This window comes from Mesorhizobium sp. P160219 (assembly GCF_057786095.1).
In genome coordinates this window covers 3,577,992-3,600,921 of record NZ_JBYNWG010000001.1, presented here as the reverse complement: position 1 = coordinate 3,600,921, position 22,930 = coordinate 3,577,992, and the positions used below count along the sequence as shown (strand labels likewise).

Genomic DNA, 22,930 nt, shown 5'->3' with positions numbered 1-22,930 from the left:
GTTTGGCTTGTAGCGTTTGGCTGTTGCAGCGTTCGGCTACGTGCTCGATGTTGGGCGATATCGCCCGCACTTTAAAGTTGGCACTGTTAACAATTAGCCAACCATGACCTGCGTCACCTGGCCGTCAAAAGCGGACGGCGATGCGACCTTACAGGCGCGCGAACAGCTTTCGCCGCCGCATACCCACACCCCTCGCTTCCACCGCGAATATGGCGGCAACGTGGCTTTGCGCCGAATTGGAAGCGCAGGCGGCTCGAAAAAGAAAAGGCCGGTGCTTTTCGGCACCGGCCTGTTGGCTGAGACTTGCCTCCGGCCGCGCTTCTTCCGGCGCAGCTGCTATTCAGGCCCGCTGATTACATCCTGTAGGCAATCGTGTCGTTCCAGAAGCGGTCGAGGCGCTGCAGCGCGCGGTTCATCTGCTTGAACTCTTCGCTGTTGATGCCGCCGACCTGTTCGATCGAGCCGACATGGCGCTCATAGAGACCGGCGACGACTTCCGCCACTTCATTGCCCTTCGGCGTCAGCGAAACGCGGACCGAACGGCGGTCGATGCGCGAGCGCTGGTGGTTGATGAAGCCGAGATCGACCAGCTTCTTCAGATTGTAGGAGACGTTCGAGCCGAGATAGTAGCCACGCGAGCGCAGCTCGCCGGCGGTCAGTTCGGAATTGCCGATATTGAACAGAAGCAGCGCCTGGATGGCATTGATGTCGGAACGGCCGTTGCGGTCGAACTCGTCCTTGATCACGTCAAGCAGACGGCGATGCAGACGCTCCACCAGCTGCAGCGATTCCATGTAAAGCGAACGGATAGCCTCGCGGCGATCGTCGGATACGTTGGCGGTCTTCGCCGCCGGACGCGAATTGATCATTGTCTTTGCCTCTCGTTTGTCGCCCTGGTGATTTTTTGTTTTTCACCTTGATTGCGACACTATCGAATACTCATAAAATTCGACTTAAACGCTAGGGCTAACAAGAGCTTACCGGTAATAGGTTTCGCAAGACGCTTAACGAACGGTCACCCGAGCAAGGATAATTAACCTAAAGATTTACCCAATGGCTGCGGGGCGGCGTTTCAGGCGCGCGCGGGGCGCTTGCGCATCCAGATAACGGCGCGGAAGGCGATGTAGAGCAGCGCCACCGCGGCATGCGAGAAGACGATCAGCGGCCGGTGGCCGTACAGATCGGGGAAGCCGGCATACATGATGGTCTCGGTCACCGCGCAGATGAACCAGATCACCGGGCCCCACGACGCCAGCATCCAGAGGCCGGCGGCGGCGAAGGGGAAGAACACGGCCAGCATCACCGCCACGACCTGCCAGTGCACCGGCATCAGGTCGAAGCGCCACAGCGGGCCGGGATAAAAGCCGATCAGCCGGATCCAGTACAGGATGCCGAACAGCAGGCAATAGCCCGCTATGACGCGCTGGAACCAGGCGAAGATGATCTCGACACCCGAGGGCTGCAGCACGATGCGCCGCGACGTGACCTCGCTCACAGTTCGAGCTCCCGTTCGAGCGGCGCGAAATAGGCGTCCACCGAAGCAGCGTCGACCTCGGCCAGGCTTGCCGGCCGCCACTGCGGCGTCGAACCCTTGTCGACGAGGACGGCGCGGATGCCTTCATAGAAGTCGTGCCCGGCCAGCATGCGGTTGAGGATGCGGAACTCCATCTTCATGCAGGCTTCCATCGACAGCGTCAGCCCGGCGCTGATCTGGCGCCACGCGACATTGAGGCTGGTCGGCGAGCGGGTGCGGATGGTGGCCAGCGTCTTGGCGGCAAACTCGTCGGCGCCTGCCGCCCGCTCCAGGCTCTCGAGGATTTCGGCGAGCGAGGGTTGGGAAAAATGCCGGGCAATGGCTTCCAGCACCGGCTGGCCGGTCTCCCGCCTGGCCGGCACGAAAAAGCCGCGCAGCACCGATTCCGGATCGCCATTGGCGCAGAGCCGATCGAGAAAGGCAGCCTGGTCGGCGGCCTTGATGGTGTGGGTGGCCAGGCCAGACCACAGCGCATCGCCATAGCGAATGCGGTTGCCGGTCAGCGCCAGATACATGCCGAAGCTGCCGCCAAGGTCGGGCAGAAGATGGCTGCCGCCGACATCGGGGAAGAAACCGATGCCGACTTCGGGCATGGCGAACTGGGCGTTCTCGGTCAGCACACGCTGCGAACCGTGGAAAGAGATGCCGACGCCGCCGCCCATAACGATCCCGTCGATCAGCGCGACATAGGGCTTTTTGTAACTGTTGATGCGGGCGTTGAGCCGGTATTCGTCGGCGAAGAACTCGACCGGCGGCTTTCCGGCGCGGGCCTCGTAGACGTGCATGATGTCGCCGCCGGCGCAAAACGCCCTGCCCTCGGCCTTGACGATGACGACATCGACGCCGGTATCGCGCTCAAAAGCGTCGAGCGCCTTGTCCAGCGCCTTGATCATGCGATGTGTCAGCGCATTGAGCGCCTGCGGCCGCGTCAGCGTGACGACGCCCGCCTTGCCCAACCGTTCGAAGCGGATCTCGTCGCCGCCGCCAAAAACCATCGTCAGAGAATCCCTCCCCGCGCCTGCGGGACTGAAGTGCTAAAGGTGGCGCATGGGTGCGTCAACCGGCGGGCGCGGTTTGGATTTTCGCAAGGGAACGCGACCGTGCTTTGCCCCCGACAGAAATGCGCGCAAAATTGCCGGGCAAAACAGCCTTTCTTCTGATGCAGGGACAAACGCATGACGCTTGAAACCGCAGCGCCGAGCCATGGCTGGGAGATGCCGAAAAGGTTCGACCCGGATGATGTTCTCAGCCGCCCGCTGATGGCCAATCTGGCGACCGTGACGCCTGACGGCGCGCCGCGCAACGCGCCGATGTGGTTCATCTGGGAGGACGCTGCGATCTGGCTGCTCGGCTCGACCGGGGCAAGTGCTGTCAAACACCTCGAACGTGACCCGCTGCGCCGTGGAGATCGTCCATTTCGACAATGAGGCCGGCATCCTGCTGCATCTCGGCCTGCGCGGCGTCGCCACCATCGAAGCGATGGCGCCGAACCGCTTCAAACGGCTGCTGCACAAATATCTCGGCCCGGAGGCGACCTGGAACCGCTGGTTCATCGACAATGTGGCCGACATCGACCATCCGGACGGGCGCCTGATCCGGCTCGCCCCGGAGAGCATCTTCACCAACAATGTGTCGTTCTTCAAAACCGGCCCCGAGCTGGCGTGGCCGCCGAAGCCGTAAGCAGCGCGTTATCGACTGGCACAATCGTGTCGCATTGGTCAGAGGCAAGGCCTCGTGGTAAAAGCCGCCTCGACCCGGAGTTTTTGCGATGAACAAATTCACCCCCGCGACGAGCAACAAATTCGCACCGGCAAAGCCCGCCGGTGCGCGCAGCGTCGACGAGATCACCGGCAGCCGCCGCTTGCGGCGCATGCGCAAGGCCGACTGGTCGCGCCGCCTGGTGCAGGAAAACCGGCTTACCGTGGACGATCTGATCTGGCCGATCTTCGTGATCGACGGCAAGAACACGCGCGAGCCGATCGCCGCCATGCCCGGCGTCTTCCGCCTGTCGCTGGACCTCGCCGTCAAGGAGGCCGAGCGGGCCGCTAAGCTCGGCATTCCGGCGATCGCCACCTTCCCCAATGTTGAACTCAGCCTGCGCGACCAGACGGGATCGCACATCCTCGACCCGGAAAACATCATCAACCGCGCCACCCGCGCCATCAAGGACGCGGTGCCGGAGATCGGCATCATCACCGATGCGGCGCTCGACCCGTTCACCTCGCACGGCCATGACGGCATCTTGCGCGACGGCATCATCGTCAATGACGAGACAGTGGAACAGGTGACCGCCGCGGCCGTCATCCAGGCAGCGGCCGGCGCCGACATCATCGCGCCGTCCGACATGATGGACGGCCGCATCGGCGCCATCCGCGACGCACTCGACGCCAATGGTTTTCAGGATGTGGCGATCATGTCCTATGCGACGAAATTCGCCTCCGCCTTCTACGGCCCCTACCGCGAGGCGGTCGGCACCGCCGGCCTGCTCAAGGGCGACAAGAAGACCTACTATCTCGACCACGCCAATTCCGACGAAGCGGTGCGCGAGGCCGAGCAGGATATCGCCGAGGGCGCCGACATGCTGATGGTCAAGCCCGGCCTGCCCTATCTCGACATCATCCGCCGGCTGAAGGACGAGTTCCAGATGCCGACCTTCGCCTACCAGGTGTCAGGCGAATATTCGATGATCAAGGCGGCGGCCGCCAATGGCTGGATCGACGGCGAAAAGGCAATGCTGGAGAGCCTGCTCGCCTTCAAGCGCGCCGGCTGCGACGGCATCCTGACTTACTTCGCGCCGGAAGTGGCGCAAATGCTGAAGGGATAAATTCACTCCAGCACATAACTCTCTTTGACATTTCTTGTTTCGAAGTCCAGCCGACCACGCCCGCAAACCGACATGTCTTGGAACAAGTCGGGCTTCTTGATGCCTGCTTCAACACAGGCTTCTCTCAATTTGGGGGTGCAAATGACAATGCCCATGTTCTTCTGTTTGAAGATATGCGCATCGCCAACAATCTCCTCCTTGAAATAGAAGCAGGCGCCTCCGGCGCGGTCGTAGTGGACGCCTCCATTCTCGCCGATCAAAAGCCTAAACTTCGACGATTCGAGATCCACGGCATCAATCTTGCGAACGATGTCGCAAAGGTAGTGCTTTGGTTCGATCGGCTTTCCGCTCAAATAGAATACGTCGCAGTCGTTAAACACGACCCCATCGGGGTCGACTGACTGCAGAACGTCCTTCAGGCGCTCGGATACAAGCCAGTAACAATGAAAATCTTCTAAGTCTTTTGGTGGCCTGCAATAGGCTGTCGCTTCAGGCCGTAGCCTGGGCGTCTCCGGGTACTCAGGAAAGCCGTATCCCCCAAACTCCGTCGGCCCGAGCAGTATGCGGGGTGGCGGCACCAAAGCTTGGGCGTTTTCCAGCTGAAGACAATGGGACCCGCCGCGATATGTCGGTCCGATCTGGAAGAATTTTCCATGTTTCTTGAATTTCGCCTCTTTGCGGAAAACCCGCTCTGGGACTTGAGCTGGCCTATTCTGCGGGCGGTTCCGGTTGGCAAACAGTTTTGCAATGAGTGAAATAATGGTCACGTGCGCGCCTGCTCAGTTTACCGACTTTCGAGTTCAAGACTAAATCGCGTGAGAGTACCCGTCCACCTGCTTCGCGCCCGAAGTGGCGCAAATGCTGAAGGGTTAGCCGGAACCCTGATACACCGGGTTCCGGCTTTTCCTCACGCCTTCGGCAAATAAGGGATCGTTCCAGCGAGATCGGTATCGTCGATCAGTTGGAAGCGGCTGTCGCTGCCCTTCCGGCGCTCCGCCACAAACGGAGCGTATTGCGGATCGTTGGTGAAGGCTTCGGCTGCCTTTGCCGACGGAAACGCCATGATGGCGATCAGGCTGGTGTCGAGCGGCTTGCCCTCCAGCGTCTTCACATTGCCGCTGCGGGCGAGATACTTGCCGCCATGCTTGTGGACGAGGTCATGCACCGAAGCGGCATAGGCCGGCACCCATTTGTCGTCCTTCACCTTGATGTCTGCGATCACGTAAGCGGTCATTGTCCAACTCCTCATGGATCGGCACCGGACTGCCCGGTGACGTGACCGCTGCCTCGCATGGCGGCGCCGGACCGCTCCAGTCACAGAACTGTACCGGGGGTGCCAGTACAGCTTCTGTACTGGCTGAACTCAGGTTTTCTGAATAAGGTCCGGCAACATCTTTTGGAGCTCACCACATGACACAAGCCGGTTACAAGCAATTCTGCCCGCTCTCCATGGCCGCCGAGCTGCTCTGCACACGCTGGACCATGGTGCTGCTGCGCGAACTGGTGGCGGGATCGACCCGCTTCAACGATTTGCGCCGCGGCGTGCCGAAAATGTCGCCAACCCTTCTGTCGCAACGGCTCAAGGACCTCGAGGCCGGCGGCATCGTCGAGCGGACCGAGATCGCGACCGAGAAGGGCGTGTTCGAATACCGGCTGACCGAGGCGGGCCGGGATTTGCGCTCGGTTGTCGAGGCGATGGGGTTTTGGGGCCAGAAATGGGTCGAGGCCAGGCTGTCGCTCAAAAACCTCGATCCGTCGCTGCTGATGTGGGACATGCGGCGCAATCTGAACCCCAGTCCGCTGCCGGACGGGCGCACCGTGATACAATTCCTGTACCATGACCTGCCGGCGTCAAAACGATCGTGGTGGCTGATCGTCGAAAAGCAGGGCGAGGTCGATCTTTGCTGGTACGATCCGGGCTTCGACGTCGATCTCTACGTCTCGACCGATCTGTGCACCATGACCTCGATCTGGATGGGGCTGACGACAGTTCACAAGGAACGCGACAAGATCAGCCTGACCGGCGATCTCGACGTCGCCGGCAAGATGCAGATCTGGCTTGGGCTCAGCCCGTTTGCGGTGATGCCGAAGCGCGTGGCGGCTTGAGGTCCCTGCGCATTCCACAGATCGGTTTGCCTCTAAAAATACTAGTTGCAAAATGCAATCAGTTTGAATACTGATTGCAAATCACAACTGGTCACCAAAGGGAGTCTTCCATGTCCAAACTGCGCGTCAATGCCTTCACCTTGTCGCTCGACGGTTTCGGCGCCGGTCCTGACCAGGACCTGCAAAATCCGCTCGGCGTTGGTGGCGAAGATCTGCACAAATGGATGACCGGCACCCGCACCTTCCACGAGATGGTCGGCAAGGATGGCGGCAGCACCGATGTGGACGACCGGTTCACCGTCCGCAGCTTCGACAATGTCGGCGCCTGGATCCTCGGCCGCAACATGTTCGGCCCGATCCGCGGCGAATGGCCGGATGAGAACTGGAAGGGCTGGTGGGGCAACAACCCGCCCTATCACGTGCCGACCTTCGTGCTGACCCATCACAAGCGCGACCCCATTGTGATGGAAGGCGGCACCATTTTCCGCTTCGTTACCGGCGGCATCCACGCCGCGCTCGAACAAGCAAAGGCTGCGGCCGGCGGCAAGGATGTCCGCGTCGGCGGCGGCGTTTCCACTATCCGGCAATATCTCAAGGAGAAGCTCATCGACGAGTTGCATCTGGCTGTGTCGCCAGTGTTGCTCGGGAGGGGCGAGAGCCTGTTTGCCGGGCTGGATATGCTGAAGCTGGGTTACCAGTGCACCGAGCAGGTGGCCACGGCGCTCGCCACGCATGTGACGATCAAGCGGGTATAGTGGCGAAGTAACAGGCGCAGGCTTCTTTCTCCCCGTTTTGCGGGGAGAAATGCCCGGCAGGCAATGAGGGGCAGCGCTGCTTTTGGAGGTTAGCAGCGTCCGACGGCTGTGAATTCGTCGATGCCGGCGCTGCCCCTCATCCGCCCTTCAGGCACCTTCTCCCCGTGAAACGGGGAGAAGGAAAAGTGCTCAATACTTCTCCGGCACGTAAAGCTCGCGCGGCAGGACCTGGCGCTCGTACTCCGGGTTGAACACCCGCTCGGGCAGCGTGATTTCTTCGTGCGGCACGTCCTCATAGGGCAGCTGTTTGAGGAGATGGTCGATGCAGTTCAGCCGCGCCCGCTTCTTGTCGTTGCCTTCGACGATGTACCACGGTGCCTCTGGGATGTTGGTGCGGGCAAACGTCTCTTCCTTGGCCTTGGTGTACTGCTCCCAGCGCACGCGCGACTGCAGGTCCATCGGCGACAGCTTCCACTGCTTCATCGGATCGTGGATGCGCATCATGAAGCGCATCTGCTGTTCCTCGTCGGTGATCGAGAACCAGTATTTGACCAGCGTGACGCCGGAGCGGACCAGCATGCGTTCGAACTCCGGCACATCGCGGAAGAACTCTTCGACCTGATCGGGTTCGGCAAAGCCCATCACCCGCTCGACGCCGGAGCGGTTGTACCAGGAGCGGTCGAACAGCACGATCTCGCCGCCGGCCGGCAGATGCGGCACGTAGCGCTGGAAATACCATTGTGACTTTTCGCGCTCGGTCGGCGCCGGCAGCGCCACGACGCGGCAGATGCGCGGGTTGAGGCGCTGGGTGATGCGCTTGATGACGCCGCCCTTGCCGGCGGAATCACGGCCCTCGAAAACCACCACCAGCTTCTTCTTGTGGTAGGCAACCCAGGACTGCAGCTTGATCAGTTCCGACTGCAAGCCGATCAGGTCGCGGAAATACTGCATGCGATCGATCGACGGCGGATGCGCGTTCTTGTAGATCTTGGCGATCTCCAGCGACAGCGCCGGCTCCGAGATTTCCAGCTCATAGTCCTCATCGAGCGTGTCGGCGAGTTCGGCTTCCAGCCAATCCCTGGCCGCAGAATTCTGCTTTAGCTCATTCATTTCCACTGCTCCGCTTGCCGGCTGACATGAAACCCTGAGCCGACTTGATATAGGCCGGCAATGACGGTTTTATTGCAAGCCGCCGGCCAGCCGGTCATCACTGCAAACCAGCGAGCATTGCCGATCCATCGCCCTGGGATGGCGACAAGCCGCTCAAATTGTCCTACAAATGGCGGACCCGTTCGGGCTTCCCCGCCCTTTCCTGCTAAAACCACCTCCCCACCAAAACTACGAGGATCTGACATGGAATACCGCACGCTTGGCCGTTCCGGCTTGAAAGTTTCGGCGCTGACCTTGGGAACCATGACCTTCGGCGGCAGCGGGCCGTTCGCTGCCGTCGGCAATTCCGATCTCGCGGAGGCCTCGCGCATCATCGACACTTGCATCGATGCCGGCATCAATCTCATCGACACCGCCAATGTCTATTCCAACGGTCTGTCGGAAGAGATCATCGGCGAGGCGCTCGGCGGCAAGCGCAAGAACGACGTGCTGATCGCCTCCAAGGCGCGCATGCGGATCGGCAAGGGCCCCAATGACGAAGGCCTGTCGCGCCATCATCTGATCCGCGAATGCGAGAAGAGCCTGAAGCGCCTCAGGACCGATGTCATCGACATCTATTTCCTGCACGAATGGGACGGCGCGACACCGCTCGAGGAAACCATCTCCGCGCTCGACACGCTGGTTGCCCAGGGCAAAATCCGCTATGTCGGCTGCTCCAACTATTCCGGCTGGCAGGTCATGAAGGCGCTCGGCATCAGCGACAGCCAGCACCAGCCGCGTTTCGTCACCCAGCAGATCCACTACACGCTGGAAGCACGCGAGGCCGAGTATGAGCTCTTGCCGATCTCGGTCGACCAGGGCCTTGGCGTGCTGGTGTGGAGCCCGCTCGCCGGCGGCCTGCTGTCGGGCAAATACCGCCGCGACAGTCCGACGGCGCGCCAGATCGGCGGCTGGTCGGAACCGCCGATCCGCGACGAGGGCCGGCTGTGGCGGATCGTCGACGTGCTGGTCGACATCGGCGCCACTCGCGGCGTCTCGGCGGCCCAGGTGGCGCTGGCTTGGTTGCTTGGCCGGCCGGCCGTCAGTTCGCTGGTGATCGGCGCACGCAACGAGGCCCAGTTGAAAGACAATCTCGCCGCGGCAAGCCTGACGCTGTCCTTTGATGAACGCCAGCGTCTCGATGCCGTCAGCCGGCCGCCGGTGCTCTATCCCTACTGGCACCAGCAGTTTACGGCGAAGGACCGCTTCGGCCCGGCCGATCTGGTTATGGACCGCAGCGTCATCTGACTTAAGGGCGCCGGAAGCCGCTAGCCCGCGATAAACCGCCAGACCTGCGGATCGGGCTCGATCTGGCCGCTGAGCACGAAATATTTGTAGAGCACGAGCAGGCAGATCGCCTGCTCGGCCCGCTCGTCGGCGAATTTGCGGCAATAGGCGTTGGCCGCCGCAACGATGCGCTGGGCCTCGGCCGGATGCTGCTCGAGATGATGCACCCGCTCGGCCAGATCGCTGAAGTCGGGCGCCAGCGGCACATAATGGACATCGGGCTCGAGCTGCCCCTCGGCGAACCAGGTCTCGTAAGTCGGCAGCGGCATCAGGCAGAGCGAGTTCGAGCTCATGATCCATTTCAGATTGGTCGCGACATCATTGCCTTCGAGCGAGATGATGTAGCGGTAGCGGCGCTGCTGATCGATGCTGAGATAGGGCTTGCGGTATTCCGCAGGTGCTGTCGCCCTCGGCGTGCCGACATCGCAGAACGGCAGATTGCGGGCTGCATCCAGCAACAAGGTGCGGATCGGATTGTTGAGTTCGCCGCGCCAAACGACGAGCGGATGCTTGTCGGCGAAGGCGACATCGTCGGCCGGCATGTAGAAATGACGGAACTTGTTCAGCTTGAACAGGACGCCGTTGCCGTTGTCGCCCGCTATCGGCCGATCCTTGACGATCGACGGCATCTTCGGCACTTCGATGACGTCGCCGAATTCCAGGTCGATGCGCAGATCTGGGTCGAAATAACGGGTGAACTCCTTCAGATCGTAATAGTACATGCTGCGGTCCGACGGCAGTCGGCTGACCGGCACGGCCTCGGGGCTGGGGCTAAAAGGCTCCCGCAGCGTGTTGTAGTAATTGAGCCGCTGGCGGACCGATGCGTCGGAAAGCCTGGCCTGATCGAGCAGCCGGCCGAGCCGGCGCCGGAAAAGAACCGGCGGCGCGATGTCGCGCATGGCGTTGCGCGCATAGTAGATCAGCTTCTGTGCGTTTCTTTGAAGCGTGGCCATCGGTCGTTTTGATTCGAAATCGGTCGGCGGCGGCTCCAGCAACTGTCCCGCAGCCTTTTCTAAACCATTGTGTTCGCCATCACGCAAGTCCAGAACCGCTGGCATCTGCCTCGCGGCGCTGTTGTGTTTGCCGGCCAATGCTTCTAGGCAGGATCAGGCACAGCGAAAGGAAACGATATGGCTCGACCACCGAATTACGGTCAGGAACGCAAAGAGCGCGACCGGCAGAAGGCCGCCAAGAAGGCGGAGAAGCTCGCCGCCAAGGTCGCGGCCAAGGAGCGCGCCGAGCCTGAGAACGAGGCAAGTTCGAAAACCGACACCGAGACAGAAAAATAGGCAAGACAGGATCACCGGCCCGCGAAACGGGCCGGATCCTGGCAAAATGCCGGTCTGATCAGGCCGATGTGATCAGGCCGGGGCCTTGTCGCTGACGAAGACGTTGACCTCGCGCGCGGCGGCGATGAAGGCGCGTCTTGCAATCATCGCCGGCTTGTCGCCGGCCAGCGCGTCATGGCAGGCCTGCAGCGCTTCGCGGTGCTTGGGGCTGCGCTTGCCGGGCCAGCTGTTGAGCAGGTAATCGGAAGCCTCGCGCACCGTACGCAAGAGCTGAGTGCTTCCCTCCGTGCCCGACTTAACGGTCACGGGTGTTTCAAATCGGTTGTTTTCCATGGCCGCCTCTTACGCCATCGGCGTCCGCGAAGCGAGGCCGAAAGCGGATCGCGACGGCGTTCTTTCGTTTTCGTGACCAGTATCAAGCGGCGACGACGGCAAAACCCCTGGCGCGCAGGCCGCGCCGGTCATTGTGCAACGACGTCACCAGGCGGTCGCGGCTGCCGGCGATATGGGCCGAAAGTCGCGCCGCCGCCGCATCGGCATCGCCGGCCCGCACCGCCGCCAGAATGGCGTGATGCTCGCTCCAGGCGCGGCCAAGGGCCGCCTCGTCGCGCACCTCCAGCCAGCGCGCCCGCGACAGCCGCGTCATGGCGTCGCGCACGGCCCGAAACAGGAACTCGTTGCCGGAGAGCCGCGCCAGTTCGATATGGAAATCCATGCCGACGCGGTGCCATTCCTCGCGCGGCGTGGCAGTGTCGCAGGAGCCCAGCATCGCCTCGATGACATCGGCTGCGCTCCTGTCGGCCAGCGCCGAAGTCAGCCTGACCGCCGCGACCTCGACCGCTTCGCGGTACACAGCGATCTGTTCCAGTTCGGCAAGGTTGATCGGCGACACGGTCCAGCCGCGCCCGTCGCGGCAGATAAGCCCTTCCGTCTCCAGCCGCAGCAGGGCTGCCCTGACCGGCGTACGCGAGGCGCCGAAGCGGCTCTCGATCCAGCGCTCCGTCAGCCGCTCGCCAGGACCGACCTCGAGGCCAAGGATCATCTCGCGAAGCGCTTTTTCGACGATCTGCATCTGCGACATAGTTGCTTCCATTGCTGGCGATCAGCCTTGCCCATTGGTCTTGCCGATCACATTGAGAGCGCCTGATTGACAGCAGCCGGGCTTTGCGTCCATGAGGGTGCCAAATTGGTATCCCAAAATGGTATCCGCAGCAAGCGGACAGGACAGGACATGCCGCAGGACAGTGCAGCGCAGGCCGCCGAAGCGCCTTCCACCCACAACATTCATTGGCGGCGCAACCTGTTCGTGTGCTTTGCCGGATCGTTCAGCACGCTTGTGGCGATGACGTTGCTGCTGCCGTTCCTGCCGCTCTATGTCGAGCAACTGGGCGCCGTCGGCCACGCGGCGATCGTGCAATGGTCGGGCATCGCTTTCGGCGCCACCTTCCTTGCCGCCGCCCTTGTCGCGCCGCTGTGGGGACGACTGGGGGACCGTTATGGCCGCAAGGTGATGCTGGTGCGAGCCAGTTTCGGCATGGCGACCTGCATGTCGCTGACCGGCATGGTGCAGACCGTCTGGCAATTGGTGCTTTTGCGCCTGTTGATCGGCTTTGCCGGCGGTTATTCCTCAGGCTCGACGATCCTTGTCGCCATGCAGACGCCGAAGGAGCGCTCCGGCTGGGCGCTCGGCGTGCTGTCGGCCGGCATCACCGCAGGCTCCCTGGTCGGCCCGTTGCTTGGCGGTGCGCTGCCGCCATTGATCGGTATTCGCGCTACCTTCCTCATCGCGGGCGGCGTCATTTTCCTGGCGGCGCTGGCGACGACGTTCCTGATAAAGGAGATGCCTCGCCCGCCAGTACAGGCAAAACGCGAGGAGAAACCAAAGGGAAGTTGGGCGCAGATCCCCGACAAACGCCCTGTCGTGGCTATGCTGGCGACCGGCATGCTGTTCACCTTCGCCAACATGTCGATCGAGCCGATCATCACCGTTTACGTGCAGCAACTGGTCGCGGACGCAAGCCGGGTGACCCTGGTCTCAGGTGTGGTCATGTCGGCGGCCGCACTCGGCGCCATCCTGTCGGCGTCACGGCTGGGTAAGCTCGCCGACCGCATCGGCCACTGGAACGTCATCGTCGCATCGCTGGCCGTCTCGGCGCTGCTGTTGATACCGCAGGCCTTCGTCACCGAGAGCTGGCAGTTGGTCGGGCTGCGGTTCCTTATGGGTCTGGTGCTGGGCGGGCTGTTGCCCTGCATCACCAGCGTCATCCGCCACAATGTTCCCGATGGGGTCGGCGGCAATGTGCTGGGCCTGGCAATCTCGGCGCAATATGTCGGCCAGGTTGCGGGGCCGCTGCTGGGCGGCTTCGTCGGCGGCCATTTCGGCATGCGCGCGGTGTTTCTCGGCACGTCGGTGCTGATGGCGGGCGGTGCCGCGTATAATTGGCTGGCCCAGGCGCGCCGCACGCGCGACATGCTGGCGATATCGGAAAAATCCTGACAGACAGGTTGCGCCGCCTATCGTCAATCACGGAGCCCGAGACATGAGCATCGCCGAGTCAGCACCAGCAAACAGCGCGCGCATCCTCGTTTTAGCCGGCGGCATTGCCGGCGCGGCGGGCGTGGCGCTGTCGGCGGCATCAGCGCATCTCGGCGGCGCCTTCGTCGGCACTGCGGCATCCTTCCTGATCATGCATGCGCCGGTGTTTTTGGCCGTCGGCCTCGCCGGCGCAAGCCGGATCTTGCGGATCGGCAGCCTGGTGCTGCTCGTCGGGCTTGTTCTGTTCTGCGGCGATCTGCTGGCACGGGATTTCGTGGGATCGCGGCTGTTCCCGATGTCGGCGCCGATCGGCGGCACCTTGCTCATCGCGGGCTGGCTGGTGATCGCGGCCTCGGCGCTCGTGCGACAACGGTCCTGACGAGGCAAGAACCCTGCCCCATCAGATATCACACGAGGCTTAATCCTGCCGGTTTTCCGGCAGCAGGTCGCGGTTGCGCTTGGCAGACTTGGTCGGCCGCCGCCTTTCTGGCTGCTCCGTGGCAGGCGAGATACCCCAGTAGTTGCGATAAATGTCTTCGAACAGATGCTTCACGGGATGCATGTTCGTCTCCTCTTTAAGAACTTGAATCGATCCAATCAGCTGGCACGAAAATGCCGGGGCCGATCAGCTGCGCTTGCGTTTCACAAGGTATTGCAGGTCACGCCTCCACGGCCCGACCTTGTCGCGGCGCCTGCGGGCGGCGGCGTCGGAGACTATGCCCCAATCATTGCCGTAGATGTCTTCGAACAGATAATTCACGGGATGCATGGCACCCTCCTCTTGAATCGATCCAAGCTGTACCTGGTGAATCCCTTGGATCGATTCAAATGTAGACCCTCTCCGTCGTCCGATCAAGGGAAAATTTGAACCGATCCAACGAAAGTGCTAAACAGGCTCCGGTTCAGGAGACGAAAATGACGGCATTGACCTCCGGCAAGACGAGACCAGTGCGGCTTGCCGACATCGCCAAGGCGGCCGGGGTCTCGCACGGTACCGCGTCCAACGTGTTCGCTCGCCCGGAAATCGTGCGCGAAGAGGTCCGCGAGCGGGTCAAGGCGGCGGCGGAAGCGATGGGCTATGCCGGCCCGGATCCCAAGGGCCGGCTGCTGCGCGCCGGCAAGGTCAACGCCATCGGCGTGGCAACGGCAGAACCATTGTCCTATTTCTTCGACGATCCCTTTGCCCGCGTCATGATGGCCAGCATTTCGCAGGCCTGCGACGCCACCGGCGCCGGAATTTCGCTGGTCTCGGCCGCCAACAGCGAGCAGCTCGCCTGGAACATCCAGAGCGCCCTGGTCGACGGCTTCATCGTGTTCTGCATCGAGGGTGGGTCGCGGCTGGTCGAACTGGCGCGCGAACGCAAACTGCCTTTCGTGGCGCTTGATCTCGATTCGGAAAATGAGGCGGTCGCTGCGATCGGCGTCGACAACGTCGCCGGCGCGGGTCTGGCGGCGCGCCATCTGGCCGAGTTCGGCCATCGCAGCTTTGCCGTCCTCGCCCTGGAATCTGCCGACGCTGGCTTTGGTCCCGTCACGCAGGAGCAAGTCGAGACGACATCCCTCTACTCGGGCACACGCGACCGTCTGCGTGGCTATTTCGGCGAGCTCTCCCGCTTCGGCATCGACGTCTCGCAAGTGCCAATCTACGAAACCCTCAATGACGAGGCGAGCGTGCGGGCCGGCCTCGATCATATTTTCGCGCTGCCGCAGACGCCGACGGCAATCCTGGCCATGTCGGACAAGATCGCGCTGCATGCGCTCGACTGGCTGCGCGAGCGTAACATTGCCGTGCCGGGCGATGTGTCAATCGTCGGCTTCGACGGCGTGCCGGAAGGCGCCGACTCCGAGCCGCCACTAACCACTGTCGCCCAGCCGATCGCCGAGATGGGCCGGCTGGCCGTCAAGGCGATCCTCGAAAATGACGGCTCGCAGCACCGGCAATTGCTGCCGGTCGATCTTGTGGTGCGGGGGTCGTCCGGCCCCTCGCCTGCTAGCTAGGCGGCTGATGTGGGATCACCGGCTTAGCCTTGGCATCGCGGGCATGCCGAAGGTCTGGTGAACGGCTGGCGCTTCTTTGCGAACCGGCTTTTTGCCCAAGCCGATGCCGGACAGCCACTCAAGATAGAAGGCGAGCGCGAATTGCATGGCGATGCCGGCCGAAATCAGCAAGACGTCATAGGCAAAGCCGCCCGGATTGATCAGCTTCATCACCTGCGCCGCCATGGCGATCAGCGTGCCGGCGAGGAACACCGGCAAGGAGCGCTTGCCGAGCAGGGCAAGCGGATGGTCCGGGCTGAGACGGAACAGGTTCGAGAAAGCCGGCAGGGCGACGATCAGATAGCTCACCGCCAATATGTGCAGGAGCCGCGGCAGCGACAGGAACGTCTTGTCGAAGCCGCCGATCACCACGGGCAGGTTAAACCACGTTATCTCGCCCCAGAGCGGGCTGTGCACCCAGACCGCCGCTGCCGCGACATAGGTCGCCGCGGCGCCCACCAGCCAACGATTGACGGGAATTGTGCCGCCGCGCCTGACATGCAGCATGCCGGCAAGGCCGATGTTGAACAGGAATTGCCAGGACAGCGGGTTGAGGAACCAGAAGCCGGGCTCGGGATAGTTCGGCGGCGCGATCTGCCAGAGGCCGGCGACGAGCCACAGCGCGCCGGAAAAGACCAGCGCCGGCAGCGGCCGGTAGCTGACGAAGAGCAGGAAGAGCGGCGCCATCAACAGCAGCGCCGCATAGACCGGCAGGATGTTGTTGTAGCCAAGCTGGTGGCCGAGCGTGACAATGCCGATCATGACCTCCGGCGTGTTCTTCATCAGCGGCTCGATGTTGATCAGCTTGAGCAGTTCCGGCCGCCGGCCGAACACCGCCGCGGCGCAGAATAACGCCATCACAACCATGGTGGTGACGATGTGGGCGCTGTAAAGCACGCCGGCCCGGCGCCACATCTTCAACGTCGCCAGTAGCCGGCCGCCCGGCTGGAACTTGTTGCCATAGGCGAGTGCGACCGACATGCCGGAAATCAGCACGAAGGCTTCCGCCGCGTCCGAGAATCCGAAATTCTTGTAGGTCAGCGTTTCGAAGACGGTGCCCGGCACGTGGTCGATATAGATGGTCAGGAGTGCGAGCGCACGGAACACGTCAATGCGCGTGTCGCGATCGGGGATACGCGGAGCGCGATCGGCGATACGCGGAGCGCGATCGGCGATACGCGGGGCGCGATCGGGCGGGACTGGCAGGGTCATCGACAAAAGGCCTCAAAGGAGAGCAAGGATGCTCGCGTTGTTCATGCCGGGATGCGACCATCGGCGCACACCGCTTCGATTCCTCCCGCAGGGAGCATATCGGCGCAGAAACGGTCTGAAATGAGCCTGTTGCAATCACATTTGGCGGAGCGTGAAAATATTCCGTTTTGAAGCTGGCAAAGGACCAATGTCTCCGTGAAAACAACGAGATATGAGCGTGCATCGATATAGCGACGAGAACGCCTTTCTGCACCAGGATCTGGCCTTTCCCTACCGCCTCCTCAAGCCGGAGAATGCCGGCGGCGAGAGCCTGTTTTTACTGCACGGATCGGGTGTCGACGAAACGACGATGGTCCCGATTGCGAGGCAGATCGCCCCTAACGCCACGCTGGTCGCGGTGCGTGGCCGCATCCGCCAAGAAGACGGCTTCCGCTGGTTCGAGCGGATCACGCCGACCAGTTTCGAACAGGCGAGCATCCGTGCCGAAACATCGTACTTTGCCGCCTTCGCAAGCGAGGCCGCAAAGCGCCACGGGCTCGACCTCGCCCGGGCGACTTTCCTCGGCTATTCCAACGGCGCCAATCTGGTTTCCAGCCTGATGCTGCTCAACTCCGGCCTCGTCCGAAAAGCGGCGTTGCTGAGAGCAATGCCCGTGCTTGACGATGCGCCGGCAACCAATCTGACCGGAACGCGCGTCCTGATTGTCGCCGGTGCCGCCGATGAGACCTACGGGCCGTTTGCGCCGCCACTGGTGACGCTGCTCAACAAACATGGCGCCGAGGTCGATGCGCGCATCGTGCCTTCAGGTCACGAAATCGGCGACCCGGATGCCGCCATCGTCCGGCAATGGCTGGCGGGACCAGCATTGGTCGCACGCCAGGCAGGCTAAGAGACCTTGGTAGACCGCATCGGCGCCCGGCGGAACGGCTGAGCAGATGCTCGTCGCCTAGCCCTGTCCCATCCGGTTCCAGGCATCGAGCCCGGCGATCTTGTAGGCTTCGGCCAGCGTCGGATAGTTGAAGGTGTTGTTGACGAAGAAATCAACCGTGCCGCCGAGGTTGATCACCGCCTGGCCGATATGGATCAGTTCGGTGGCGCCTTCACCGACGATGTGGGCGCCGAGCAGGCGGCGCGTTTCGACCGAGAACAGCAGTTTCAGAAAGCCGGAGTTGACGCCCATTATGTGGCCGCGCGAGGTTTCGCGGAACCGCGCCAGACCGACTTCATAAGCAGCGCCGCTCTCGCGCACCTGCTCCTCCGACTGACCAACGGTGGAGATTTCCGGCACGGCGTAGATGCCATAGGGGAAGGTTTCCGGCGGCGGTGGCAGTTGCACGCCGAAGGCGTGGCAGGCGGCCACCCTGCCCTGCTCCATCGATGTCGAGGCAAGGCTGGGGAAACCGATGACGTCGCCGGTGGCATAGATGTTGGGCGCACTGGTCTGGAAGGTCTGCGGATCGACCTTGATGCGGCCCCGGGAATCGGCCTCGATGCCGACCACGTCGAGGCCGAGGCTGCCGAGATTGCCGCTGCGGCCGGCGGCGTAAAGCACGATCTCGGAGCGGATGGTGCGGCCATCGGCGAGCGTCACTTCGGCATAGTCGGGTTTTGAGACGATTTCCTTGACCGTACTGCCGAGGCGAATGGTCATGCCGCGGTCGCGCATCTGGTGGATGAAGTCGTCGACGATCTCGCGGTCGACGAAATCGAGGATGGTGTTGCGCGGCTCCACCAGCGTCACCGGTACGTCGAGCGCCGAAAAGATCGTCGCATATTCAACGCCGATGACGCCGGCGCCGATCACCGTCAGCGTGCGCGGCAGATGGTCGAGTTCCAGCATCTCATCGCTGTCGAAGACGCGGATCTTGTCGAAAGGCACGTCGCGCGGCCGGTGCGGCCTGGTGCCGACCGCGATCAGCGCATTGGTGAAACCAACCTCCGAGTAGTCGCCATTGTCTGCCGTCAGGCTGACCTTGTTTGGGCCGACGAATTTCGCCAGGGCGCGGACGCTTTTGACGGCGTTGCGCATAAACTGGTGCTGCAGCACCTCGACCTCGTGGTCGAGCGTCTTGTGCAGCCGCTCGACCAGGTCGGCGATGGAGATGTCCTGCTTGACCCGGTAGCCGCGGCCGTAAAAGCCCCGCTCGCGCCAGCCGGACAGGTTCAGCACCGTCTCGCGCAGCGTCTTCGACGGGATGGTGCCGGTGTGCACCGAGACGCCGCCGAGGCGCCGGCCCCTGTCGACCACCAGCACCGATTTGCCGAGCTTTGCCGATTGCACCGCGGCGCGGCGCCCGGAAGGGCCGCTGCCGATGACCAGCATGTCGTAATCCATGTAACCCCGTCCCCTCGGCGTCTTGTTGCGCCGCAGCAAGCTAACGCCATCCGTCCACCAAATTCAATCGGCTCAACCGCGCCACACTGCCGACCCGGACCGATGGACGAACCGATCTTGATTCCGCCCGCGGTCTTCACCATTTCAGTGGCGGCGCACCCTAGCGTGGCGCCTGTTACGAGGACATGACATGAACGCGCGCGTACTTGACGGCGAAATCATCACCAGCAGGCTCGACGACGTCAGGGCCTATGACGGTGTGCGCACGCGGCGCATCCTGGCCTTCATAATCGACTATTGCATCGTGGCGCTGCTCACCATTCCGTTCGCGATCCTGGTGGCCGTGCTTGGCCTTTTGACATTCGGTCTTGGCTGGGCGCTGTATTCCATCCTCGTGCCGGCGGTCGCCATTCTCTACATCTGGAACACGCTGGGCGGTCGCAACCAGGCCACATCAGGCATGAAGATGATGGGCATTCGGCTCGATCGTCTCGACGGCAGCCGTATCGACGGCCTCACCGCCGTTGTCCATTCGGTGCTGTTCTGGGCGAGCACGGTCATCCTGACGCCGCTCGTCCTCCTGGTGACGCTGTTTTCCGATCGCAAGCGCACACTGCACGACCTGCTGCTTGGCACGGTCGTCAGCCGCAGCGACCGTTGAACCGGCGTCCAACCGACGCCAACAGGCATTTGTGCGCAAATGTGAAGGGGTCCGTTCAACCCCGCCTTCACAATCCTGTTGAATTTTTCGCCAGCCAAGCCAAAGGTAGAGCGATTCGCAGGAGTGTTCCCAAGGTTCGATGACGCACCATCCGACCCAGTCGCCGCAGTTCTTCCTGACCGCGCCATCGCCGTGCCCGTATCTCGAGGGCCAGTTCGAACGCAAGGTGTTCACGCATCTGGTCGGCGACAAGGCGCCGGAGATGAACGATCTGTTGACGCAAGGCGGTTTCCGGCGCTCGCAGAACATCGCTTACCGTCCCGCCTGCGAGACCTGCCGCGCCTGCGTCTCGGTGCGCATCCTGGCGCAGGAGTTCACCGCCAGCCGCAACATGAAGCGGGTGATCCAGCGCAATTCCGATCTGATCGGCGCCATGCACGACGCGCAGCCGTCGACCGAGCAGTATTCGCTGTTTCGCGGCTATCTCGACGCTCGCCATCGCCGCGGCGGCATGTCCGACATGACGGTGCTCGACTACGCCATGATGGTCGAGGATACCCATGTCGACACCAAGGTGATCGAATACCGGCGCCGCGGCCCCGACACATTCATCACCGGCAAGGGCCAGGGCGAGCTGATCGCCGTGGCGCTGACCGACAAGATGGCCGATGGCCTGTCGATGGTCTATTCCTACTTCAATCCCGAGTTCGAGGACCGTTCGCTCGGCACCTTCATGATCCTCGACCATATCGCCCGCGCCCGGGCCATGGGCTTGCCCCATGTCTATCTCGGCTACTGGGTCAACGGCTCGCGCAAGATGAACTATAAAATGCGCTTCATGCCGCAGGAGCATCTCGGCCCAAAGGGCTGGGAACGCTACGACCACGAAGCGGTCACGAGCTGATTTTTCTTCTTACCAAATCCTGATCTAAACATTTTCAGCCGAGACGATGCTGGTCTTTCCGCCCGTTGGCGGGGCGATTGCGCCGACCGGCATCTGCTCAAATCATTGCGAAAGCCGTTGCATGTCCTCTCACAATGCCCACACCAAAGGACTTCTGCTCACCGCGCTTGGCGGGCTGGCGCTGACCATCGACATTCCCCTGATCCGGCTCGCCCATGGCGAAGCCTGGACGATCCTTTTGCTGCGCACCGGCTGCACCTTCGTGGCAGGGCTGATCGTATGGGCCATCTGGCGCTCGTTCAGCAAGAATGCTCCGCAGCTGATACCCGGCTGGTCGGGGCTCGTCGTCGCCACCCTCTACGGGCTCGGCGCAATCGCCTTCATCACTGCCGTCTACAACACCTCGACCGCCAATCTGGTTTTCATCCTGGCCTTCTCCACCATGTTCTCGGCGCTGCTGTCGTGGCTGTTCCTGAAGGAGCGACCACAGCCGCTGACGCTTGCGGCAATGGCGCTGATGATCGTCGGCATCGCGATCATCGTCGGCGATTTCGTCGGCACGGGAAATCTGTTCGGCGATGTGATGGCGCTGTGTTCGGCCTTGGCGATTGCCTGCGCCATCACCGTTTCACGCGCCAGCGGCAGGGATATGGGATTCACCGCGCTGACCGGCGTCCTGCTGCCGTTCGGGCTGGCGGCGCTCATGGTCTCCAGGACCGGTTTCCAGGTGGAAGCGCCATGGTGGATCGTTTTCAACGGCGCCGTCATCATGCCGTTCGCCTTCTTCTGCCTGGCCAATGGGCCGAAATACATTTCAGGCCCGGAAGTGGCGATGTTCTATCTCCTGGAAACGGTTCTGGCGCCGGTCTGGATATGGATGATCTTTGCCGAGGCGCCGTCGCGCAACAGCCTGATCGGCGGCGTGATCCTGATCGTCACGCTGGTCGCGCATTCCCTGTGGCAGTTGCATGAAGGGCGCAAGCGCCGGGCAGCGCCCGCCGTCGCTTACCCAGCCTGACTTTTCTTCGCCGGGCCGGCGACAATCTCGATCTGCGGCGGCCCGCCTTCGAGCTCGGCCGCCCCGTCGGGAACGGTTTCTTCGGCCAGTTCCACCTCGCGCAGCCATTCGCGCCATATCGCCACCAGCAGCGCCATCAGCACGGGGCCGATGAACAGGCCGAGAAAGCCCATCGTCTTGACGCCGCCGATCAGGCCGAAAAAGGTGGGCAGGAAGGGCAATTTGATCGGTCCGCCGACCAGCTTCGGGCGCAAGGTCTTGTCGACGATGAACAGTTCCACCGCGCCCCAGATGAACAGCGCCAGACCCGCCATCGGCGAGCCGCTGGCGGCGAGGTAGATCGACACAAGCGTAAACGACAGCGGCGCGCCGCCGGGGATCAGCGCCATCACGCCGGTCAATGCGCCCAGCGTCACCGGCGACGGCACCCCGGCCAGCCAGTAGGCGATGCCGAGCACCAGCCCCTCGCCGATGGCGATCACGGTCATGCCGGTAACGGTCGAGGAAATGGTCGCCGGCACGACGCGCGAAATCCGCTCCCAGCGCGTCGGCAGGATGCGTTCGCCGAGCCGGTCGATCTGGCTGGCAAAGTGTTCGCCGTCGCGGTAGGCGAAGAACAGCGCGATCATCATGAACAGCAGCGTCAGCAACAGGCCGAAGGCGCTGCCGCCGGCAGCCAGCACGCCGCGATAGATGCTGCCGATATTGGCGCCGCTGACCAGCTGGATCAGCTCGCCGATGCCGCCGGGATGGCCGAAATTGTCGATCCACTGTTCGTTCAGCCACTCGCCGACGACAGGCAGCGAGGTGATCCAGTGCGGTGTGACCGCGCCGTGCCTGTTGGTCTCGATCGCCCAGCCCACCCATTCGCGGACCTCGTTGATGGCGTAGGTGCCGGCGAGCGCTATCGGCACCACCAGGAAGGCGAGGATGAACAGGATGGCGAGCGTCGCGGCGACGGTGCGGTTACCGCCGACACCGGCAAGCAGCCGGCGGTAGAGCGGCCAGCTGGCAAAAGCAATGACGAGGGCTGCCAGCACGGGAAACAGGAACCCGTGGAAGAAATAGACGCCGGCGGCGACGATCAGCACCAACAGCCAGCGCGCAGCCGACAGCGGCGGAATGACGGCGGATCGCAACGGTGTCGACAGGCCGAACAGGCGCTGCTGACGTTCCGGCTTCTGGATCTTCGCTTCCTTCAAACGGTCAATTCTCCCCAGCCTACACAGCGTTTATGCACTGTTATAGTGCCGCAATCGTGACGATAGTCCAAATGGTTGGTG

28 protein-coding genes are annotated in these 22,930 nt (G+C 62.5%); 14 read left to right on the top strand and 14 right to left on the bottom strand.

The window, feature by feature from the left end; translation table 11 throughout:
- Nucleotides 1–353: 353 nt before the first annotated feature.
- From ldtR to AC3EMP_RS17425, 3 genes are all read right to left on the bottom strand, one after another.
- The gene (gene ldtR, locus AC3EMP_RS17435; RefSeq protein WP_023672997.1) at nucleotides 354–869 is read right to left on the bottom strand and encodes a transcriptional regulator LdtR; all 516 of its coding nucleotides are present in this window, start codon (nucleotides 867–869) and stop codon (nucleotides 354–356) included.
- A gap of 203 nt (nucleotides 870–1,072) precedes the next feature.
- Nucleotides 1,073–1,495, bottom strand: a complete 423-nt coding sequence (locus tag AC3EMP_RS17430; RefSeq protein WP_023736468.1) for a DUF6163 family protein — start codon at nucleotides 1,493–1,495, stop codon at nucleotides 1,073–1,075.
- Entirely contained in the window at nucleotides 1,492–2,529 is a 1,038-nt protein-coding gene (locus tag AC3EMP_RS17425; RefSeq protein ID WP_023697452.1) for an enoyl-CoA hydratase/isomerase family protein, read from the bottom strand. Before AC3EMP_RS17425 ends, AC3EMP_RS17430 begins: the two co-directional genes overlap by 4 nt.
- Before the next feature lie 180 nt (nucleotides 2,530–2,709).
- Here AC3EMP_RS17425 and AC3EMP_RS17420 point away from each other — a divergent pair, with 180 nt between their 5' ends.
- The 3 genes from AC3EMP_RS17420 (at nucleotide 2,710) to hemB (ending at nucleotide 4,358) form a co-directional block, all read left to right on the top strand.
- Nucleotides 2,710–2,961 (top strand): pyridoxamine 5'-phosphate oxidase family protein, encoded by a 252-nt coding sequence (locus tag AC3EMP_RS17420; RefSeq protein ID WP_352712374.1) that lies wholly within the window; start codon nucleotides 2,710–2,712, stop codon nucleotides 2,959–2,961.
- Nucleotides 2,921–3,214 (top strand): hypothetical protein, encoded by a 294-nt coding sequence (locus AC3EMP_RS17415; protein WP_245260449.1) that lies wholly within the window; start codon nucleotides 2,921–2,923, stop codon nucleotides 3,212–3,214. Before AC3EMP_RS17420 ends, AC3EMP_RS17415 begins: the two co-directional genes overlap by 41 nt.
- A gap of 88 nt (nucleotides 3,215–3,302) precedes the next feature.
- Nucleotides 3,303–4,358, top strand: coding sequence for a porphobilinogen synthase (gene hemB, locus AC3EMP_RS17410; RefSeq protein WP_023697453.1), 1,056 nt, complete (start codon nucleotides 3,303–3,305; stop codon nucleotides 4,356–4,358).
- 2 nt (nucleotides 4,359–4,360) lie between these two features.
- Here the strand turns inward: hemB and AC3EMP_RS17405 are convergent, their stop codons facing one another.
- Together AC3EMP_RS17405 and AC3EMP_RS17400 are read right to left on the bottom strand one after the other, a co-directional pair.
- A complete protein-coding gene (locus AC3EMP_RS17405; RefSeq protein ID WP_023697454.1) occupies nucleotides 4,361–5,125 on the bottom strand; it encodes an imm11 family protein in 765 nt (254 codons plus the stop codon).
- 140 nt (nucleotides 5,126–5,265) lie between these two features.
- Nucleotides 5,266–5,592, bottom strand: coding sequence for a DUF1330 domain-containing protein (locus tag AC3EMP_RS17400; RefSeq protein ID WP_023673003.1), 327 nt, complete (start codon nucleotides 5,590–5,592; stop codon nucleotides 5,266–5,268).
- A 176-nt stretch (nucleotides 5,593–5,768) separates the two neighbouring features.
- Here AC3EMP_RS17400 and AC3EMP_RS17395 point away from each other — a divergent pair, with 176 nt between their 5' ends.
- Both AC3EMP_RS17395 and AC3EMP_RS17390 read left to right on the top strand, forming a co-directional pair.
- Nucleotides 5,769–6,464, top strand: a complete 696-nt coding sequence (locus AC3EMP_RS17395) for a winged helix-turn-helix transcriptional regulator (protein ID WP_352712372.1) — start codon at nucleotides 5,769–5,771, stop codon at nucleotides 6,462–6,464.
- Between the two features lie 110 nt (nucleotides 6,465–6,574).
- The gene (locus AC3EMP_RS17390) at nucleotides 6,575–7,219 is read left to right on the top strand and encodes a dihydrofolate reductase family protein (RefSeq protein WP_023689515.1); all 645 of its coding nucleotides are present in this window, start codon (nucleotides 6,575–6,577) and stop codon (nucleotides 7,217–7,219) included.
- A 189-nt stretch (nucleotides 7,220–7,408) separates the two neighbouring features.
- On the opposite strand, the gene ppk2 is transcribed toward AC3EMP_RS17390, so the two are convergent.
- The gene (gene ppk2 / locus AC3EMP_RS17385; RefSeq protein WP_023689516.1) at nucleotides 7,409–8,329 is read right to left on the bottom strand and encodes a polyphosphate kinase 2; all 921 of its coding nucleotides are present in this window, start codon (nucleotides 8,327–8,329) and stop codon (nucleotides 7,409–7,411) included.
- Between the two features lie 243 nt (nucleotides 8,330–8,572).
- On the opposite strand from ppk2, the gene AC3EMP_RS17380 reads away from it, so the two are divergent.
- On the top strand, nucleotides 8,573–9,616 hold the full coding sequence (locus tag AC3EMP_RS17380) for an aldo/keto reductase (RefSeq protein WP_023700559.1): 1,044 nt from the start codon (nucleotides 8,573–8,575) through the stop codon (nucleotides 9,614–9,616).
- Between the two features lie 20 nt (nucleotides 9,617–9,636).
- On the opposite strand, the gene AC3EMP_RS17375 is transcribed toward AC3EMP_RS17380, so the two are convergent.
- Nucleotides 9,637–10,608 carry a glycosyl transferase family 90 gene (locus tag AC3EMP_RS17375; RefSeq protein ID WP_023753659.1) on the bottom strand — a complete coding sequence of 324 codons (972 nt, stop codon included), beginning with the start codon at nucleotides 10,606–10,608 and terminating at the stop codon, nucleotides 9,637–9,639.
- Nucleotides 10,609–10,785: 177 nt separating this feature from the next.
- On the opposite strand from AC3EMP_RS17375, the gene AC3EMP_RS17370 reads away from it, so the two are divergent.
- Nucleotides 10,786–10,944, top strand: coding sequence for a hypothetical protein (locus AC3EMP_RS17370; RefSeq protein ID WP_023673009.1), 159 nt, complete (start codon nucleotides 10,786–10,788; stop codon nucleotides 10,942–10,944).
- A 72-nt stretch (nucleotides 10,945–11,016) separates the two neighbouring features.
- Here AC3EMP_RS17370 and AC3EMP_RS17365 read toward each other — a convergent pair whose 3' ends face one another.
- Both AC3EMP_RS17365 and AC3EMP_RS17360 read right to left on the bottom strand, forming a co-directional pair.
- Nucleotides 11,017–11,250 carry a DUF982 domain-containing protein gene (locus tag AC3EMP_RS17365; protein ID WP_245259900.1) on the bottom strand — a complete coding sequence of 78 codons (234 nt, stop codon included), beginning with the start codon at nucleotides 11,248–11,250 and terminating at the stop codon, nucleotides 11,017–11,019.
- Nucleotides 11,251–11,359: 109 nt separating this feature from the next.
- Complete coding sequence (locus AC3EMP_RS17360) at nucleotides 11,360–12,025, bottom strand: GntR family transcriptional regulator (RefSeq protein WP_352712370.1); 666 nt, start codon at nucleotides 12,023–12,025, stop codon at nucleotides 11,360–11,362.
- Nucleotides 12,026–12,175: 150 nt separating this feature from the next.
- Here AC3EMP_RS17360 and AC3EMP_RS17355 point away from each other — a divergent pair, with 150 nt between their 5' ends.
- Together AC3EMP_RS17355 and AC3EMP_RS17350 are read left to right on the top strand one after the other, a co-directional pair.
- Nucleotides 12,176–13,441 (top strand): multidrug efflux MFS transporter, encoded by a 1,266-nt coding sequence (locus AC3EMP_RS17355; RefSeq protein WP_352712368.1) that lies wholly within the window; start codon nucleotides 12,176–12,178, stop codon nucleotides 13,439–13,441.
- 43 nt (nucleotides 13,442–13,484) lie between these two features.
- Nucleotides 13,485–13,859 (top strand): DUF423 domain-containing protein, encoded by a 375-nt coding sequence (locus tag AC3EMP_RS17350; protein WP_352712366.1) that lies wholly within the window; start codon nucleotides 13,485–13,487, stop codon nucleotides 13,857–13,859.
- 39 nt (nucleotides 13,860–13,898) lie between these two features.
- Here the strand turns inward: AC3EMP_RS17350 and AC3EMP_RS17345 are convergent, their stop codons facing one another.
- Both AC3EMP_RS17345 and AC3EMP_RS17340 read right to left on the bottom strand, forming a co-directional pair.
- On the bottom strand, nucleotides 13,899–14,042 hold the full coding sequence (locus AC3EMP_RS17345; protein ID WP_352511385.1) for a hypothetical protein: 144 nt from the start codon (nucleotides 14,040–14,042) through the stop codon (nucleotides 13,899–13,901).
- 63 nt (nucleotides 14,043–14,105) lie between these two features.
- Entirely contained in the window at nucleotides 14,106–14,249 is a 144-nt protein-coding gene (locus tag AC3EMP_RS17340) for a hypothetical protein (RefSeq protein WP_352712364.1), read from the bottom strand.
- 146 nt (nucleotides 14,250–14,395) lie between these two features.
- Between AC3EMP_RS17340 and AC3EMP_RS17335 the strand changes: the two genes are divergently transcribed.
- Nucleotides 14,396–15,478: a LacI family DNA-binding transcriptional regulator gene (locus AC3EMP_RS17335; RefSeq protein WP_023682412.1), complete on the top strand. Its 1,083-nt coding sequence runs from the start codon at nucleotides 14,396–14,398 to the stop codon at nucleotides 15,476–15,478.
- A 15-nt stretch (nucleotides 15,479–15,493) separates the two neighbouring features.
- Here the strand turns inward: AC3EMP_RS17335 and AC3EMP_RS17330 are convergent, their stop codons facing one another.
- Nucleotides 15,494–16,729, bottom strand: coding sequence for an OpgC family protein (locus AC3EMP_RS17330; protein ID WP_023711549.1), 1,236 nt, complete (start codon nucleotides 16,727–16,729; stop codon nucleotides 15,494–15,496).
- A 217-nt stretch (nucleotides 16,730–16,946) separates the two neighbouring features.
- On the opposite strand from AC3EMP_RS17330, the gene AC3EMP_RS17325 reads away from it, so the two are divergent.
- A complete protein-coding gene (locus AC3EMP_RS17325; RefSeq protein WP_245260287.1) occupies nucleotides 16,947–17,618 on the top strand; it encodes an alpha/beta hydrolase in 672 nt (223 codons plus the stop codon).
- Between the two features lie 57 nt (nucleotides 17,619–17,675).
- Here AC3EMP_RS17325 and sthA read toward each other — a convergent pair whose 3' ends face one another.
- A complete protein-coding gene (gene sthA / locus AC3EMP_RS17320) occupies nucleotides 17,676–19,064 on the bottom strand; it encodes a Si-specific NAD(P)(+) transhydrogenase (protein WP_352712362.1) in 1,389 nt (462 codons plus the stop codon).
- Nucleotides 19,065–19,254: 190 nt separating this feature from the next.
- Between sthA and AC3EMP_RS17315 the strand changes: the two genes are divergently transcribed.
- The 3 genes from AC3EMP_RS17315 to AC3EMP_RS17305 all read left to right on the top strand — a co-directional run bounded on the left by AC3EMP_RS17315 (nucleotide 19,255) and on the right by AC3EMP_RS17305 (nucleotide 21,647).
- A complete protein-coding gene (locus AC3EMP_RS17315; protein WP_023673020.1) occupies nucleotides 19,255–19,725 on the top strand; it encodes an RDD family protein in 471 nt (156 codons plus the stop codon).
- Nucleotides 19,726–19,864: 139 nt separating this feature from the next.
- On the top strand, nucleotides 19,865–20,629 hold the full coding sequence (locus tag AC3EMP_RS17310; protein WP_023673021.1) for an arginyltransferase: 765 nt from the start codon (nucleotides 19,865–19,867) through the stop codon (nucleotides 20,627–20,629).
- A gap of 121 nt (nucleotides 20,630–20,750) precedes the next feature.
- The gene (locus AC3EMP_RS17305; protein WP_488494638.1) at nucleotides 20,751–21,647 is read left to right on the top strand and encodes a DMT family transporter; all 897 of its coding nucleotides are present in this window, start codon (nucleotides 20,751–20,753) and stop codon (nucleotides 21,645–21,647) included.
- Here the strand turns inward: AC3EMP_RS17305 and AC3EMP_RS17300 are convergent.
- Nucleotides 21,635–22,849 (bottom strand): AI-2E family transporter, encoded by a 1,215-nt coding sequence (locus AC3EMP_RS17300; protein WP_023834259.1) that lies wholly within the window; start codon nucleotides 22,847–22,849, stop codon nucleotides 21,635–21,637. The two genes, AC3EMP_RS17305 and AC3EMP_RS17300, sit on opposite strands and share 13 nt — an antisense overlap.
- Nucleotides 22,850–22,930 lie beyond the last annotated feature (81 nt).

What these genes read in the sequence shown, in the direction of transcription:
- AC3EMP_RS17355 (WP_352712368.1), top strand. Translation starts at nt 12,176, where the DNA reads ATGCCGCAGGACAGTGCAGCGCAGGCCGCCGAAGCGCCTTCCACCCAC.
- AC3EMP_RS17375 (WP_023753659.1), bottom strand. Translation starts at nt 10,608, where the DNA reads ATGGCCACGCTTCAAAGAAACGCACAGAAGCTGATCTACTATGCGCGC.
- AC3EMP_RS17340 (WP_352712364.1), bottom strand. Translation starts at nt 14,249, where the DNA reads ATGCATCCCGTGAATTATCTGTTCGAAGACATCTACGGCAATGATTGG.
- ldtR (WP_023672997.1), bottom strand. Translation starts at nt 869, where the DNA reads ATGATCAATTCGCGTCCGGCGGCGAAGACCGCCAACGTATCCGACGAT.
- AC3EMP_RS17370 (WP_023673009.1), top strand. Translation starts at nt 10,786, where the DNA reads ATGGCTCGACCACCGAATTACGGTCAGGAACGCAAAGAGCGCGACCGG.
- AC3EMP_RS17310 (WP_023673021.1), top strand. Translation starts at nt 19,865, where the DNA reads ATGACGCACCATCCGACCCAGTCGCCGCAGTTCTTCCTGACCGCGCCA.
- AC3EMP_RS17420 (WP_352712374.1), top strand. Translation starts at nt 2,710, where the DNA reads ATGACGCTTGAAACCGCAGCGCCGAGCCATGGCTGGGAGATGCCGAAA.
- AC3EMP_RS17345 (WP_352511385.1), bottom strand. Translation starts at nt 14,042, where the DNA reads ATGCATCCCGTGAAGCATCTGTTCGAAGACATTTATCGCAACTACTGG.
- AC3EMP_RS17390 (WP_023689515.1), top strand. Translation starts at nt 6,575, where the DNA reads ATGTCCAAACTGCGCGTCAATGCCTTCACCTTGTCGCTCGACGGTTTC.
- AC3EMP_RS17315 (WP_023673020.1), top strand. Translation starts at nt 19,255, where the DNA reads ATGAACGCGCGCGTACTTGACGGCGAAATCATCACCAGCAGGCTCGAC.
- hemB (WP_023697453.1), top strand. Translation starts at nt 3,303, where the DNA reads ATGAACAAATTCACCCCCGCGACGAGCAACAAATTCGCACCGGCAAAG.
- AC3EMP_RS17400 (WP_023673003.1), bottom strand. Translation starts at nt 5,592, where the DNA reads ATGACCGCTTACGTGATCGCAGACATCAAGGTGAAGGACGACAAATGG.
- ppk2 (WP_023689516.1), bottom strand. Translation starts at nt 8,329, where the DNA reads ATGAATGAGCTAAAGCAGAATTCTGCGGCCAGGGATTGGCTGGAAGCC.
- AC3EMP_RS17305 (WP_488494638.1), top strand. Translation starts at nt 20,751, where the DNA reads ATGTCCTCTCACAATGCCCACACCAAAGGACTTCTGCTCACCGCGCTT.
- sthA (WP_352712362.1), bottom strand. Translation starts at nt 19,064, where the DNA reads ATGGATTACGACATGCTGGTCATCGGCAGCGGCCCTTCCGGGCGCCGC.
- AC3EMP_RS17350 (WP_352712366.1), top strand. Translation starts at nt 13,485, where the DNA reads ATGAGCATCGCCGAGTCAGCACCAGCAAACAGCGCGCGCATCCTCGTT.
- AC3EMP_RS17330 (WP_023711549.1), bottom strand. Translation starts at nt 16,729, where the DNA reads ATGACCCTGCCAGTCCCGCCCGATCGCGCCCCGCGTATCGCCGATCGC.
- AC3EMP_RS17335 (WP_023682412.1), top strand. Translation starts at nt 14,396, where the DNA reads ATGACGGCATTGACCTCCGGCAAGACGAGACCAGTGCGGCTTGCCGAC.
- AC3EMP_RS17395 (WP_352712372.1), top strand. Translation starts at nt 5,769, where the DNA reads ATGACACAAGCCGGTTACAAGCAATTCTGCCCGCTCTCCATGGCCGCC.
- AC3EMP_RS17360 (WP_352712370.1), bottom strand. Translation starts at nt 12,025, where the DNA reads ATGTCGCAGATGCAGATCGTCGAAAAAGCGCTTCGCGAGATGATCCTT.
- AC3EMP_RS17380 (WP_023700559.1), top strand. Translation starts at nt 8,573, where the DNA reads ATGGAATACCGCACGCTTGGCCGTTCCGGCTTGAAAGTTTCGGCGCTG.
- AC3EMP_RS17425 (WP_023697452.1), bottom strand. Translation starts at nt 2,529, where the DNA reads ATGGTTTTTGGCGGCGGCGACGAGATCCGCTTCGAACGGTTGGGCAAG.